Origin of the sequence: Pseudomonas sp. B21-019, from assembly GCF_024749225.1 — a bacterium.
GTDB lineage: Bacteria > Pseudomonadota > Gammaproteobacteria > Pseudomonadales > Pseudomonadaceae > Aquipseudomonas.
Window position 1 is genome coordinate 4460729 of sequence record NZ_CP087193.1, and the last position, 15321, is coordinate 4476049.

Annotated in this window: 14 protein-coding genes; 8 read left to right on the forward strand and 6 right to left on the reverse strand. The window is 54.2% G+C overall.

The genetic code is table 11. The annotated features are described in order from the left end of the window. Positions 1 to 61: 61 nt before the first annotated feature. Complete coding sequence (locus LOY36_RS19735; RefSeq protein WP_258670337.1) at positions 62 to 1024, reverse strand: zinc-binding dehydrogenase; 963 nt, start codon at positions 1022 to 1024, stop codon at positions 62 to 64. A gap of 140 nt (positions 1025 to 1164) precedes the next feature. On the opposite strand from LOY36_RS19735, the gene LOY36_RS19740 reads away from it, so the two are divergent. Next, positions 1165 to 3246 carry a carboxy terminal-processing peptidase gene (locus tag LOY36_RS19740; RefSeq protein WP_177324930.1) on the forward strand — a complete coding sequence of 694 codons (2082 nt, stop codon included), beginning with the start codon at positions 1165 to 1167 and terminating at the stop codon, positions 3244 to 3246. Positions 3247 to 3380: 134 nt separating this feature from the next. Further along, positions 3381 to 5171: a bifunctional diguanylate cyclase/phosphodiesterase gene (locus tag LOY36_RS19745; RefSeq protein ID WP_258670344.1), complete on the forward strand. Its 1791-nt coding sequence runs from the start codon at positions 3381 to 3383 to the stop codon at positions 5169 to 5171. A gap of 290 nt (positions 5172 to 5461) precedes the next feature. On the opposite strand, the gene LOY36_RS19750 is transcribed toward LOY36_RS19745, so the two are convergent. Continuing rightward, a complete protein-coding gene (locus LOY36_RS19750) occupies positions 5462 to 5785 on the reverse strand; it encodes a hypothetical protein (protein WP_258670347.1) in 324 nt (107 codons plus the stop codon). Positions 5786 to 6332: 547 nt separating this feature from the next. Here LOY36_RS19750 and LOY36_RS19755 point away from each other — a divergent pair. The 6 genes from LOY36_RS19755 (at position 6333) to LOY36_RS19780 (ending at position 13129) form a co-directional block, all read left to right on the forward strand. Further along, positions 6333 to 6986 carry a hypothetical protein gene (locus tag LOY36_RS19755; RefSeq protein WP_258670350.1) on the forward strand — a complete coding sequence of 218 codons (654 nt, stop codon included), beginning with the start codon at positions 6333 to 6335 and terminating at the stop codon, positions 6984 to 6986. Beyond that, positions 6953 to 7729: a hypothetical protein gene (locus LOY36_RS19760; protein ID WP_258670353.1), complete on the forward strand. Its 777-nt coding sequence runs from the start codon at positions 6953 to 6955 to the stop codon at positions 7727 to 7729. Before LOY36_RS19755 ends, LOY36_RS19760 begins: the two co-directional genes overlap by 34 nt. A gap of 157 nt (positions 7730 to 7886) precedes the next feature. After that, on the forward strand, positions 7887 to 8819 hold the full coding sequence (locus LOY36_RS19765; protein WP_258670356.1) for an FRG domain-containing protein: 933 nt from the start codon (positions 7887 to 7889) through the stop codon (positions 8817 to 8819). A 587-nt stretch (positions 8820 to 9406) separates the two neighbouring features. Continuing rightward, entirely contained in the window at positions 9407 to 9817 is a 411-nt protein-coding gene (locus LOY36_RS19770; protein ID WP_258670359.1) for a hypothetical protein, read from the forward strand. A 382-nt stretch (positions 9818 to 10199) separates the two neighbouring features. After that, entirely contained in the window at positions 10200 to 11039 is an 840-nt protein-coding gene (locus LOY36_RS19775) for a hypothetical protein (RefSeq protein WP_258670361.1), read from the forward strand. A gap of 233 nt (positions 11040 to 11272) precedes the next feature. Continuing rightward, positions 11273 to 13129, forward strand: coding sequence for an ATP-dependent endonuclease (locus LOY36_RS19780; RefSeq protein WP_258670363.1), 1857 nt, complete (start codon positions 11273 to 11275; stop codon positions 13127 to 13129). Positions 13130 to 13402: 273 nt separating this feature from the next. Here LOY36_RS19780 and LOY36_RS19785 read toward each other — a convergent pair whose 3' ends face one another. The 4 genes from LOY36_RS19785 to LOY36_RS19800 all read right to left on the reverse strand — a co-directional run bounded on the left by LOY36_RS19785 (position 13403) and on the right by LOY36_RS19800 (position 15089). Further along, entirely contained in the window at positions 13403 to 13810 is a 408-nt protein-coding gene (locus tag LOY36_RS19785) for a sel1 repeat family protein (RefSeq protein WP_258670365.1), read from the reverse strand. Beyond that, positions 13811 to 14182, reverse strand: coding sequence for a hypothetical protein (locus tag LOY36_RS19790; protein WP_003223109.1), 372 nt, complete (start codon positions 14180 to 14182; stop codon positions 13811 to 13813). It abuts the gene before it with no gap. Then, on the reverse strand, positions 14179 to 14520 hold the full coding sequence (locus LOY36_RS19795; RefSeq protein ID WP_019648193.1) for a helix-turn-helix domain-containing protein: 342 nt from the start codon (positions 14518 to 14520) through the stop codon (positions 14179 to 14181). The genes LOY36_RS19790 and LOY36_RS19795 overlap by 4 nt, the downstream gene beginning before the upstream one ends. Positions 14521 to 14633: 113 nt before the next feature. Further along, positions 14634 to 15089, reverse strand: coding sequence for a YkvA family protein (locus LOY36_RS19800; protein WP_019579662.1), 456 nt, complete (start codon positions 15087 to 15089; stop codon positions 14634 to 14636). Positions 15090 to 15321: the final 232 nt, after the last annotated feature.

Below are 15321 nucleotides of genomic sequence, written 5' to 3' on the forward strand. Positions count from 1 at the left end.
CAAATTCTGTAGGAGCTGTCGAGCGAAGCGAGGCTGCGATCTTTTAGCAGCCAACCCGATTTCAGCTCAGGCTGTCGTCAATCACCAGCACCAGCTTGCCCGACACCTGATTGGTCGCCAGCTCCGCAAACGCCGCTTCGGCGTCCTCGATCGCAAACGTCCTGGCCAGTTGCGGGCTCAAACGCCCTTCGGCAAACAGCGGCCAGACGTGCTGGCTGAGATCGCTGAACAAATCGGCCTTGAACTGCTCGTCGCGATTGCGCAGGGTCGAACCCAGCAGTTGCACGCGCTTGGCCAGCACCTGCGCCAGATCCAGCTGCGCTTCACGACCGCCCATCAAACCGATCAACACCCAACGGCCATCGCGAGCCAGCAGCTTGAGGTTCAGCGCCGCATAGTTACCGCCCACCGGATCCAGGATCACATCGAACGGCCCCAGATCGTTCAGGCGGTCCAGATCCTTATTGCGCACCACTCCACCCTGGGCACCCAGCGCTTCACAGTAGGCCAGACGATCCTCGGAGCCGACGCTGACCCAGCACGGGTTACCAAACGCCTTGCACAGCTGAATGGCAGCTGAACCAATTCCACTTGCTCCGGCATGCAGAAGAACTTTCTCACCCGGTTTGAGCGCAGCCAGTTGAAACAAATTCAGCCAGACGGTCGCATACACTTCCGGCAACGCCGCGGCCTCGGCCAGGGACAATCCTTCGGGAACCGGCAACACATGCCGTCCGTCGACAACTACCTCTTCGGCCATCCCACCCCCGGCCAGCAAGGCGCAAACCCGATCTCCGACCTGCCAGGACGAGCCCGGGCCGACCTCGCTGATCACCCCCGAACACTCAAGACCCAGTGCTTGACTGGCTCCCGGCGGCGGCGGATACAGGCCCGCTTTCTGCAACAAATCGGCTCGATTGAGTCCCGCTGCCGCCACTCGGATACGAACTTGTCCTACATCGCACGTAGGACTCGGCTCCTCAACCCACTCCACTCGCCCCTCAACGCCTTGCAATGCTTTCACAGTGCCTCCATAGTGAGTCTGGACTGAGCCCGAAGCTATAGCGCCGGGCTTTCTTGCATTATGCGACCGGCCCTTGTGGGAACCGGCGACTTCAAAGACGGCCTAATATGCGTGATCAATTGTCCCCGCGTCGAATCAGCATGAAGCATTTTTTCCCCAGCACCGCCCTCGCTCTTGTCATTGGTCTCGGTCTCTTGCCGATGTCGAGCAATTCGTTCGCAGCCAACAGCTGGGACAAGCTTCAGCCCGATCGCGACGAAGTCATCGCCAGTCTGAACGTCGTCGAGTTGCTCAAGCGTCACCATTACAGCAAGCCGCCGCTCGACGATGCGCGCTCCGCGATCATCTACGACAGCTACCTCAAGCTGCTGGATCCATCGCGCAGCTACTTCATGGCCAGTGACATTGCCGAATTCGACAAATGGAAAACCCAGTTTGACGACTTCCTCAAGAGCGGCGACCTGAACGCCGGGTTCACCATGTACAAGCGCTATCTGGACCGCGTCAAGGCGCGTCTGGACTTTGCCCTTGCCGAGCTGAACAAGGGCGTCGACAAGATCGACTTCACCACCAAGGAAACCTTGCTGGTCGACCGCAAGGATGCCCCTTGGCTCAAGACCACCGCCGAGCTCGACGACCTGTGGCGCAAGCGCGTCAAGGACGAAGTGCTGCGGATGAAGATCTCCGGCAAAGAGCCGAAGCAGATTCAGGAAACCCTGACCAAGCGTTACAAGAATCAGCTGGCGCGTCTGGACCAGACCCGCGCGGAAGATATCTTCCAGGCGTACATCAACACCTTCGCCATGTCGTACGACCCGCATACCAACTATCTGTCGCCGGATAACGCGGAGAACTTCGACATCAACATGAGCCTGTCCCTGGAGGGCATTGGCGCCGTGTTGCAGAGCGATAACGATCAAGTCAAAGTCGTGCGCCTGGTGCCTGCCGGCCCGGCCGACAAGACCAAGCAGGTGGCACCGGCCGACAAGATCATCGGCGTGGCCCAGGGCAACAAAGAGATGGTCGACGTGGTCGGCTGGCGCCTGGACGAAGTGGTCAAACTGATTCGTGGGCCGAAAGGCACCGTGGTGCGCCTGGAAGTGATTCCGGCCAGCAATGCGCCGAATGACCAGACCAGCAAGATCGTGCCGATCACCCGCGAAGCGGTGAAGCTTGAAGATCAGGCGGTGAAGAAGTCGATCCTCAGCCTCAAGCAGGATGGCAAGGACTACAAGCTCGGCGTCATCGAGATCCCGGCCTTCTACCTGGACTTCAAGGCCTTCCGTGCCGGCGATCCGGACTACAAGAGCACCACCCGCGACGTCAAGAAGCTGCTGACCGAACTGCAGAAAGACAAGGTCGACGGCGTGGTCATCGACCTGCGTAACAACGGCGGCGGTTCCTTGCAGGAAGCCACCGAGCTGACCAGCCTGTTCATCGACAAAGGTCCGACCGTGCTGGTGCGTAACGCCGACGGCCGGGTCGATGTACTGGAAGATGAAAACCCGGGCGCGTTCTACAAAGGCCCGATGGCGTTGCTGGTCAACCGTTTGTCCGCCTCGGCGTCGGAGATCTTCGCCGGTGCGATGCAGGACTACCACCGTGCACTGATCATCGGCGGCCAGACCTTCGGCAAAGGCACCGTGCAAACCATTCAGCCGCTGAACCATGGCGAACTGAAACTGACCCTGGCCAAGTTCTACCGGGTTTCCGGTCAGAGCACCCAGCATCAGGGCGTACTGCCGGACATCGATTACCCGTCGATCATCGACACCAAGGAAATCGGCGAAAGCGCCCTGCCGGAAGCCATGCCGTGGGACACTATCCGTGCGGCCATCAAGCCGGCGGTCGACCCGTTCAAACCGTACATCACGCAGCTCAAGTCCGAGCATGACGTGCGCTCGGCCAAAGACGCGGAGTTCGTGTTCATCCGCGACAAACTGGCCCTGGCCCAGAAGCTGATGGCCGAAAAAACCGTCAGCCTCAATGAAGCCGACCGTCGTGCACAACACGCCGATATCGAAGCCAAGCAACTGGCCATGGAAAACATCCGTCGCAAGGCCAAGGGTGAAGAGCCGCTCAAAGAGCTGAAGAAAGAAGACGAAGATGCCATCGCGGCCGAGCCGGACAAGACCAAGCCAGAAGACGACGCCTACCTGAGCGAGACCGGGCGGATTCTGCTGGATTACTTGAAACTCAACACCGCGGTCGCCAAGCACTGAGTGGTGACAATCAGGATGATGGCAATTTAATGCTGACGCTCCCCGGAGTGTCATCAAATAGACATCATTCTGTCGTGAAATAAAGGACCGGGAGCTTTGCGCTCCCGGTCCTTTTTTTATCGCCAGAGATCGCCATGACCACAACCGAACAGCTGAGTGCCTTGAGCTCAATACTGACTCAAAGCGGTTTGCACAGCCTGTTCCAGCCGATCATTTCTCTCTCCGAACGACAAATCATCGGCTACGAAGCCCTCAGCCGTGGCCCCTCCAACAGCCCGCTGCACTCCCCCATCGCCCTGTTCGCGGTAGCCCGCCAGGCCGGTCGCCTCAGCGAACTGGAGATCGCGTGCCGCCAAAGCGCTTGCCGACGCTTCAATGAACAGCAACTGCCCGGCAAACTGTTCCTCAATGTGTCCCCGGAATCCCTGCTCGAAGCCGCCCACCAGCCCGGACGCACCCTGCAACTGCTGCAGGATTTCGGCATACCGCCGAGCCAAGTGGTGATCGAACTCACCGAACAGACCCCGACCGACGATTTCCAGTCGCTGCAAACCGCCCTGCATCACTATCGGGCGATGGGTTTTTCGATTGCGCTGGATGATCTGGGCGCGGGTTATTCGAGCTTGCGGCTGTGGTCGGAATTACGCCCGGATTACGTCAAGATTGATCGGCACTTCATCGACGGCATCCATCAGGACGCACTCAAACGTGAATTCGTCGGCTCGATCCTGCAAATCGCCAAGGCTTCGCGGGCAAAAGTGATCGCCGAAGGCATTGAATTGCCAGAAGAACTCGCCGTGTTGACCGAAATGGGCGTCGATCTTGTGCAAGGCTATCTGCTCTGCCGGCCCCAGGAGCATCCGCCCCGCGATGCCCGAACCTTGATGCCCAAACCAACCAGCGCCGCAGCGATGCTGAACGAGGACGCCAGTGACCTCAGCGCCCTGCTCAACGACCAACCGGCGATGGCCAGCGACACCCCGACCGCCACCGTACTGGAAGCCTTCCGCCGCCAGGCCAACCTGAACTCCCTGGCGGTGCTCGACAAGCAAGGCAGGCCGTGCGGCATTGTTCACCGTCACTCACTCTCGGACGCCCTGCTCAAGCCCTTCGCCACCGACCTGTTCGCCCGCAAACCGATCAGCCGCTTGATGAGCGACGACTTCCTCGCCGTGGAACTGAGCCAGTCGCTGCAACAGGTCAGCCGCTTGATCACCAGCCGCGCCCGCCAACGCATCGAAGAAGACTTCATCATCACCCTCAATGGCGGCTATCTGGGCCTGGGCCGAGTGATCGACGTACTCAAACTGATCACCGAACTGAAAATCCAGCAAGCCCGCTACGCCAACCCGCTGACCCTGCTGCCAGGCAACGTGCCGATCCAGCAATGCCTGACACGGCTGCTGCAACAGGAACGGGAATCGGTGATCTGCTACGTGGACATCGACAGCTTCAAACCCTTCAACGACATCTACGGCTACGGTCGCGGGGATGAAGTCCTACTGTGCCTGGCGCAATGCCTGAACGACCGCGTCGACCCGTCCCGCGACTTCGTCGGCCATATCGGCGGCGACGACTTCCTGCTGGTGCTCGGCCCGGAAGACTGGCGCAAACGCCTGAACCAACTGCTGGACGACTTCCACAGCCAATGCCGACGCTTCTACCGCAGCGAACACCTCGAAGCCGGCTGCTTCATCGCCCCCAACCGCCAGGGCGTGCGGCAGGAATTTCCGCTGCTGTCACTGTCCATCGGCGTGGTGCACCTGCATCCACAGGCCTGCGGACAGCTCGATGCAAGCCAACTAGCGGAAATGGCCTCGCAGGCCAAACACCACGCGAAGAATGTGCCGGGGTATAGCGTGCATGTGATTGATAGTCTGGCGGTGCCAGTCGGCGAAGAGACACTGATCTCAGGCCGGCGGTGATCACCAAAAAGATCGCAGCCTTCGGCAGCGCCCACAGCCGCGGAGCTGCCAAAGGTTGCGATCTTTTGATCTTGCTCTTGTGTGGCGAGGGAGCTTGCTCCCGCTGGGCTGCGCAGCAGCCCCAACCACCACAACTCCACCCTGTGGCGAGGGGGCTTGCCCCCGTTGGGCTGCGGAGCGGCCCCAAAACCTGCATTCCGGATTTGTCAGGTACACCGCGGGGCTTGGTTTGGCGACCGCTTCGCAGTCGAACGGGGGCAAGCCCCCTCGCCACAAAAAGCCGCTAGACGCTACTCCGAAGACCGAGCCCGCAACCGCCGCCCAATCACATCCAGCACATCACAGCCATCGCGCAGTGGAATGGCGCAGAGCAAGGCAAAATCACTGAGAATCATCGAATCGCACTCGACTGAGCCACGCATGGACAAGTTCTCAAGCACTTGGGTGACGGCGCGAATTCGATAGCTGGCGGCTTCGGTCAGAATATCCAGCGGCGCGTGGGTGTCGACGAACAGGGTGGGCATTTCAGTGCAATTACTGGTCAACGCCATGAAGCGGTTTTTGGGGTGGGGGATTGGTTTTTCGTAGGGTGGATCAGGATGAAGTGTTGGCATTTGAGACCTTCCGATGAAAATGGGAGCTGCCAAAAGCCTTCCTACAGGCTTGGGTGGCAGCTATACGCGGGGTAGGAATACCGAGCATCGGAAACTCGACCACGCCGAAGCGTGCCCGCGCATAGCCGCCGCGACAGATATTACGGACGCACATAGACGGCCGCAAATCTGACTTCGATTGCTAACGCATTACCGATGCTTAAAGGGTTCCTACACCCCCTCACTGATATTCAGTGACCACCAAAGCCTATCGATTGAACTCACTGCGCACCAGTTCACGAAAACCGCCACAACTTGAAGGAAACTTCCGAAGACCTTGCCCAGAAATTTCGCTCAAAAAAGGCGAACGTGGCGGAAGGCTTCGCTGAAGCCTGGCTTGATTTCTCCACCGGGGGTTGGCCCGTTTCGACCTATAGCTGCCGGTGGCGACAGGCAGAAATCGGCCAAAAGCGGACACTCAAAGCATGTACTAAGCTAGGATCGACTCACCTCGTTATGAGCGTCATTTTTAATACTGGGATATGTCTACTAAGTCAGGGGCAACTAAATGGCGAAGCTTCCTCCGAGGACAGAAGGGCAAAACGGCAAGGTAAAAGTTCGAATAATCGAGTTTGAGATGGAGGGGAGTGATCTTTCATTACAGGAAAGCCTCAAAAGCATCGCTGCGGCACTATCGCGACCAAACCTCGCACCGCCGCCCCGATCAACTGCGCGAATCGAATCCAACAAGCCTGGCGCGCCTTTGCATAACGGAGAATCAATTGCTGACGAGGAACTAGACGACTTCGAATATTTGGACGATGCACCACCCTTGGAGACGTCAGCTCCGATTATTACTCGGAAGCCTAGGAAACCCTCAAAGCCTGTTGCCCCCAACCTCGTTGCAATACGTTTCGACGATGTAAATCCGACGTTCACTGACTTCGTAGCTGATCGGGACCCCAAAAATGACATGCAGAAATACCTTTGCGCGGCGTATTGGCTGAAGATACATAAGGACGTGCATGAGGTTAGCATCGACCACATCTACACGGCATACCGGTCACAAAGCTGGGCGCTGCCCGCAAAAGCCGTTCAACCGATGCGCGAGCTTGCTGCCACCCGTGACGGACGCTTCAGTAAGGGAGTAGAAAGAGGCCATTACTCTATTAATCACATAGGTGAGGGATGGGTAGCGACAAAAATGGGACGTGGAGCGTGACGAGTATTGTTAACTTCACGCAGAGCATTCCGAACTTCGACAGTAGGACATTTATTTCCAAGATCGAAATTTTTGGTTGGTACCTGCATGAAATTGACGGTAAGGCGAAATTCGCGGTGAGCGATATCGCTCAATGTTTCGAAGAAACACACTGCCAGAAACCGAGCAACATCCGTAATCTGCTGAGGCAGCTGTGCGACAAAAAACCCGCACACCTTTTGAAAGATGCGCAGGGCTATCGTTTGGCCTCGCCGATTCGCGTAAAACTCGGCAACATCTTGGCTAGACCTGTAGGAGTGCAGACTAGCTCATTGCTGTCCGGCCTGATCCCTCATGTGACGGATATCTCAAAGAAGTCGTTCCTGAACGAAACTATCGCTTGCTTTAACAGTGGCGCATATCGTGCGGCAACTATCATGGCGTGGAACCTTGCGTACTCGCACGTTTGCGACCAAATTTTCGGTGTACATCTTATTGTGTTTAATACCCAACGTATCAAAGTTTTTCCAAAGATGCCTGAGCTAACCAAGCGAACTGATTTCGAGGATTATAAGGAATCTAACGTCATCGAGATCTGCCGCGGCGCTCGAATTTTTGACGCCACTGTCTGTAAAATCCTTACCAGTCGACTTGACCGGCGAAACTCTGCAGCCCATCCCTCGTCAGCAGTTTTCTCATCGATCCAGGCGGAAGATCAGATCACCGATCTAGTCAACAATGTCCTGCTAAACACAAACGTATGAATTGGCCTCTTGCGCTTCTCGCATGCGCAGTAGCGGCGGTAGGAGCTACGATGCAGCCCATGCTCAAAACACCTCATAGCGCTTCCTAGAAGGTTACTGCTCTTGATCGGCGGTCAGTACACTGAGACATTTCTAACGGAGCTGGGGACAAGGAACGATGGCAAGCCCAACTGAGATTCCCTTTGAAACAGCAGAAGAGCTGCTGAGCTTCGTTTCTCCCCTAAATCCCATTTGGGATTCTGGGCAACATATCTTCAGGGGGCAGCCAAGTGATAATTATAAACTCACACCGTCTATTTTCCGTAGAGGTGAGGGATCGTTTGGGCATGGCTCGCCTCGAAAGGCATTTGCAGACACCGTTTCTAGTCAGATTCACTACGAACTAGAAGTTATCAGCAGATTCTTGGACGGATGTGATCGGTCGGGTCTTGTTGTGCCGGGATACACAAAGGAAATCAAACGAAAGCTTGCCCATGAACGAGATTCCTTCTTGAGTGCACATAGATTGTGGCCTCAACCGGAGATGTACGAAATCATGGCTGTCGCCCAGCATTACGATGTACCCACTCGGTTGCTAGACTGGACTGAAAGAAGCTTTGTCGCCTGTTACTTCGCAGCTTCTTCTGCAAATTTCGAAGTAGACAGTAGCAAGATGCCAAGAATAGTCATTTGGGCATTGGATACCACGCATTCGAACCACTGGGAAACGGTGTCAATCATTAGAACGCCGGGCGGCACAAGTAGAAACCAAGCTGCTCAGTCTGGATTGTTCACTACGCACAATGTCAGAGAACCAGGCTTCACAGACTACTATCAGCCAGAAGCACTAGAAGACGTTCAGGAGATTTACGGGGTAGGCAATACCGTAAGCGCGCTATTCAAAATTACATTACCGTTATTCGAAGCCCCCACTTTGTTACTGCTTTGTTCAAAACTTGGGGTTGATGGGTCGACACTCTTCCCCGGTTATCACGGGGTAGCGAAGAGCGTAAAGGATTGGGCCAACATTGAGGTGGGTGTGAGGATGTCTCAATCAGCTATAGACCAAGCTAACGTTGATAGCTATGAGAGCGATCCAGATTTTGATTGAGCGCAGATAAACAATGAATCGCTTCTGCTTAGACAGACACCATTGAACGTCCGCTTTCGGCCGATTCTGTTGAAAAAGTCGGTTCTTCCAGACCGCTTGCATACTGACCGCCGAAAATGCCTTTTTTGCGCGCCGCTATGCGAAATCTGAGCCTGGAATTCCTCTGTTCAATGCAAAGATTTTAATCTCACGCGCGTATTTTTCTACCGTGGAAACCATGGCCGACTTTTTCAACAGAATCGGCCAAAAGCGGACTCTCACGATAGCTGCTTTTTGGACGCCAGCGCACGACGCGGCGTCTGACCCAAAATGGATCTCAGTCGCGCGCTAACTGTCGAGAAATTCAAACGACGAGTTTTAGCAGATTTTCCAACAGCTCTTTAAACTCAGCGCGATCTGTATAATGAATCGCCCTTACCCTCGCAGCTCTATTGAGCGCATGCGCAATCCCTTACGAAACCCCGGAAGCCCGCGCCAATATTGAACGCGATCTGAAGCTCAGCGCAGACGAAATCGTCACTATCACCGAAACCAACTAGTGCTTATCTCCCTATGGTGATTTGCAAGTGTGCAGACCCAAGCAAGGCATGGGTGTGCTGACCAAGAGCAAGCTAGTGCTGGCCTTCTATAAGGGCGGCATCTACCAGCAAGCTGAAGTCATCAACGCCAGCGATGTGCAGTGTGCCCACCTGCAAAGTGGCAGAACCGCAGCCGATACCTTCTACCTATTCAGTGAACGTTGGGCCGCCATGCTGGCGCCAATTACCGTGGGAGGTGCCTTGGCCCTCGACAAGAAAGCCCAGTTCCTGAGCGTGCCAGTGCCGCCAAACACTGAGAGCTTCACGGCTGCGCAAGGAAATTTTATTCAGGTCACCGATCGCAAGAATTACTCGGCTGTGGCGGCACCAGGTACCAAAACCTATGTAGGAACCAGCGAGAGTATTCGCCAGATTTTTAATCCGTGTACGCAGGGAAAGAATCGCTCAGCCGCATCCTAAGTCCTGACCTAACCTTTCGAGTGAAACAGTCCCAGCAGCAATTGAAGCGCAAGTAGTTCAATGCAAGCCCGATGCGCCGGGCCTGTCGAGAGCCGACAGTTACAGACACAATGAAAAAGAAGGGCTGCATTGGGTCGATTGCTGCCCTCCGCGACAGGCAGCAATCGGCCAAAAGCGGTCGGTGGACAAGCTAATGGCAAATTAGTAGCTAAGCTTGGTCTGCTGCCGAATCGATTTGAGCAGCCTGGGCTTGTCGTCCATGTCGTATTTCTCCTCGAACGGTGTCGCGTCCCCAGTGAGCACCGTGTGGAATAACAAAGGTTTATAGGATGAAAAGGAGCGTTATCCGACATACCGCCGCGACAGGAAATAGGAGGAAAAAATGCGTAAGGAAGCACTGATTTTGACCGCTCTCGTCCTTGCGGGGTGCTCTGCGGCTGGCCCTACGAACACAGGCGGAACCTCAAGCGCTAACACGCAAGAGCATTTTGAAACTGGCATGGTTCGCCTGGAATGCGAAATTATGTGTTCAGGCCGCTGGGGTGCGAATCGGAAAGAAGCCGCTGCTTTCTACGAGCTGAAAAGCTGGAAAATGTTAGCTGACAAAGTGATGGAAATTGGCTATGGCTCCGACCTTACCTACTACTATCTCGCCCAGTCAGCAGAAAAGCTTGGCTATCCAGATGCTGCAAAAACCTATTACACGCTAGCAGCAGCTAATACTTACAAATGCGATGCGCTGTTCAACAATTGCAATGACCTAAAACCTACACAGCTTTCCAAGGCGAAATTGACTACGCCGAATGATATTGCGACTGTGCCAACCGCACCAGTTGCATCGAAAGCCGTAGTAGCAACACAGGCTGCTCCCGCACCAGTAGCACCTGCCACGAATGGTATTTCCCTTCCCCAAAAGGAAGCAAAGGTGGCGCTTGAAGAGTTTTTAGATGATGCGGTGCGCGGCGGTGCATTGAGTGTGAGGTTCTGCAAAGCCAACAGGATTCTTGCTGCTGATCTCTTCGCAGTGAGGAGCTACGAAATTCTACCGGCATGGGATTTGAAGCCGCAGGTCGTAAAAGGGGTTCCATCAGCCTCATACAAGGTCAGGGTCAATTCTAGCAACCGTGCAGGAATGCCAATCAGCAAAGACTGGCTGTTCATGATGGACGCCGAGATGCAGCACGGCGAATCACAATGGTGCCTAGGGTGGATTACAGGTTGATCACGAATTCATCTGAGATAACCTTGCGCGGTGAATCCCCCAGGTTTGCTAGACGCGCCACCGTCCGCTGTGGGTCCAGGCTGTGTGAAAACGCACTGAGTACATCGAAAGCTGAGAGTTACGGACGTTGCCTGAGAAACAAACAGGACGGATTTATTTATATGATCGCGTAAAGAAATAGATCTGTCCCCGTTTCTACACTAAATCATCTGACCACTCTGAAAGGATATCCTGTGACTTTTCCATTATCGGTAAATGCTACAATTCCTGGCTATAGTGAAACTTATAAAAGAATGATTACGCTAAACAGTGGCCTAACTGTGATTTTGGGAGCAAATGGATCAGGTAAAACTCAATTGCTCCGCGGGTTGATTGGAGATATCGCTAAATACTCAGCAGATCGAAAGGTCCGCTTTATATCTGCCGGCCGAATAGGAAGCATTGAGACTTATCGCTCTAATTACGACGGCCACCGCACAAATAGCATCATGTATGACCAAGCAAATTTTGGAAGTAAGAGCGATATAGAAAGACGCCACATCAATGAAACGTTGAATGGTGATTTTCAAACACTTTCACAGCGGCCAGATATTCAAGTAAAAATACAAGAGCGACTTAAAAAACTTTTTCGTCGTGATTTGATTGTCGATTGGGATGGTGGCAATTTAAATGTTAGATTTGCCAGGCTTGAAGCTGGCGCAAAACCATACTCTTCTGGCCGGGAAGCGTCAGGATTGTTACATCTTATTGGGATACTTACAGCGCTTTATGATGATGAGGTAGGATCATTGCTCATCGATGAGCCAGAGGTTTCTCTCCATCCACAATTGCAGGCCTTTCTAGCAAAGGAAATTAGATTAGTCGCGGGGTTACCGCAAGAAGGCCCCACCAAAAAACTTGTCGTGATAGCAACCCATTCCACGGAAATGCTTCATATCACTAAACCAAGTGACTTATCTAATTTGGTGTTTTGTTATGACGTAAAAGAAAACCCCATTCAGTTAGCTCCCTCCACTGATGAACTACAAGGAAAAAAAATAAAAGCACTGGTTGCCCGCCTTGGACAAGAACATAAGCTGTCTTTATTTTGTAAACGTCCCTTGTTAGTAGAAGGCCCCTCAGATGTAATTATTTGTACAGCAATTGCTGCAAAAATGGATATGCACTTGGAAGCTGCTGGTTCGCAATTATTGCCAGTAGTCGGTAAGGGGCAAATGCCAGTTACTAGAAAACTGCTACAATTGCTTGGGAAACAACCAGTTATTCTAGTAGACGCAGACGCTATCGCTGATGGTATGGAATTGATATCAGATGTGCTTTTCGAAAATACCGTCGCAGATGCTAGAGCCAGCATTAATGGTTTTCCCACTGCATTGAGGATGGCGAAAACTATATTTTCGGATTTTTGCGATTTCGTGGATGTGGAGTGGACGGCGCTTAGATCTATGGCAGAGACTCACCCGTATTGGATAAATCGTTCTGCCGAAGATGAAAAGCAAGCGAAGCGACGTGCAGCATTTTGCACGTTATTTATTAACTCAGATGCACAGTTGGTTACATTAGATAATAGGCAGGTTTGGTTAGGTATGAAAAGCCGGCTGTCGGCACTACTGGTTTTGTTAGAGAGTGCAGATTGTTTTGTACTACGCCGGGGATCTATTGAGTCTTATTATCAGTCCTCCGATCAATTAACATCGCAAGAAAAACCAAGCGCAGCTGCAGTAGAAATGGAATATATAGATCAACTTGAGCCCGCGCAGATCCAAGATCACTACGCTGACATTGCTAGATGTATTGTATTTGCAGCAGATACACTGCCAATTAACGAGAGTGAGTCAATACGCAATATCTTGTTATCAGTTGTCGCGCCAATTTTGGCGGGACTTCATTCTAATGCCCAAGGTGATGAACTCAAAATCTTGGCTCAATCACTGGTCGGAGATAAAGCAAAACTCTTTGAATTTAAAGTATCACAGGACATCCTCGAAGTATCGCTTTCGAGCAAAATATTGAGCGTACCAGGCATGCCATTTAGGCTTGTGATTGGGGACAACGTCATTGACAAGGTTAACGAAGCGCTTGGATTATAGAAAAATGGTTCGCGCGATTCAGAAGTTAGCAATGGGGGCTAGATGAGGGACGAGCTTAGTGCTCGGGCAAAAAAATCTTTGACATACTTAGATATAGGTACAAGCCCTTCGCTGTAGTAAAAAAATATTGGGGTGAGACTAGCCGGTAGCGGAAATGGCCGATTGCTGGCTGTTACTAAGGGCTGCAATTAGCCGAAAGCAGCTCACCATAGAATTTATAATTGACCATCGTTAGGATCCCCCCACAACGCTTGCTCATCGAAGAACATCGAATCACTGCTCAACATCACCACTCGCCAACCCTTTCAACTTAATCTCAGCCAACGGATGCCCGGCCTTCAAGGCAATACGCCAAAACCGCGCCGCTTCCACCGGATCCGGCGCCTTGCTCGGCGTCCCCGCGAGGCAGATCACGCCCACTTGATACGCCGCCTTGCCATCCCCCGCCAACGCAGCCAGGCGCAGTAGTCGTACGCCTTCCTCGCGAGCCCCAAGACCGACACCGCGAAAGGTCAGGATGTGGCCGTAGAAGCTCTGGGCGCCGACGTCGCCCAGGTTCGCCATGCGCGCGAACTGGCCTTCGAGCCAGCGCCAGCCTCGTGGCTGGCGCACAAACCACGACCAGTGGAACAAACGGCGGGCCAGCCAGTAACCGGTCCGCGCCTTGAGTCGTAGAAACACTCAGGCTTCCGCCGACTCGGGGTACTCGTATTCGAACACCCGCACCACTTCCGAGGCATGCCAGGACGCGGCAGCCACGCCATCGGACGGTCCGGAGAAGCGCCCGAGGCGCTCGACACATTCGAAGAAGCCGGTGCGCGGCAAGCGGCTGGCGCCCTGGCTGATTACCAGTGAGCTGCGCAGCGGCTGCTCGGCCTTGGCATCCAGCGCGGCCAGGTGTTCAAGGGCGGCGGTCAGGGTTTGCATGGCGGGCGTGGGTAGCTGCAAACGCTCCAGCAACGCCCGATAAGTCAAAAGATGGCGCTGACGGCGCGCCTGATCCAGTTCCCCCAACAATCCATCCCAATGTTGACGACTGATGCGTACGCTCACGATTCATCCCTCCATCCCGGCACCGTCAATTCCCAGGCGAGGCTGCGGCGAATAGCAGCGTCAGGTTGACGCTCACCGCTTTCGATCAAGGCGAGATATGACGGGCTGATGCCTACCGTGCGGGCAAGCGCCTCAATGGCGATGCCCTTCCCTTCGCGCAAACTGCGTAGTTGATCCAGACCCGGAAGAGTCTGGTCTGATGTGGCCGCGGGACGCACTGAGGCTTCGCGCGGTGGTTGTTCGTTGATGCCTGCTGCTTTCAGTAGAGCCTGATACTGAGCCCATGGCAGAACCGCATATTCTGGTTCGCCTTCGCGTGTAATTATCTGAATATCCATGACTACCCCGTAGGACAACGACACGTAGCGAGTCGGCACTTTTCCCTAGAAGTGTAATCCTAACAGCGGCCAAGGTCGCGGGGGGGTATGAATATGGATGATCCTGAATCGGTTCAGTTTTTTTTCGGGCCCTGAAGTTGCAGCTGTTCCGGGGTATCGGGCAGGCGTTCAACCACCGCGAGTTTTTCCGGCGCCTGATGTTTGCGCCAGGCGCGGAAGGCGTTGAGTTCGTCATCGAGGACTTTCATCAACCAGGCCAGCACGGCAATGTCGTCGAGCATGCCGAACACCGGGATGAAATCCGGGATCGCATCCACCGGGCTCAGGAAATACATCAGGCCGGCCACCACCGAAACCATCGCTTTCGGGCTGATGGCCCGGTACTCGCCACGCCAGTAGGCCAGGCAGAGTGCCTGTAACAAGCGCAGATCGTCCTTAAGTTTGCCCAGACGATTACCTTGGCTCGCGCCTTTGCTGGCAACCGCGAACAGCAGGGTCGGCAAACGACCACGGGCGAGCAGGCGCCCGGCCATTGGCAGGAAGCGGGCGAAATTCCAGGGCATTTTCATCTTTTCCTCCCACTGAAATGTTATCCACACAAATTGTGGATAACCTTGTGAACAGAGCTGCATTTCACCGCTGGAAGCCCCGTTTCACAAGGGTCTTGCTCAGATCGGGCGTTTTTTACTCACATAAAAAAACCCAAGATTTCATTGACTTGGCGCACCGGTCCGTCTAGCTCGGGCACTCTCACTGGCTATGACTCCAGCGTACCGCATCCGTTCGCTTTGTTTACCTTCA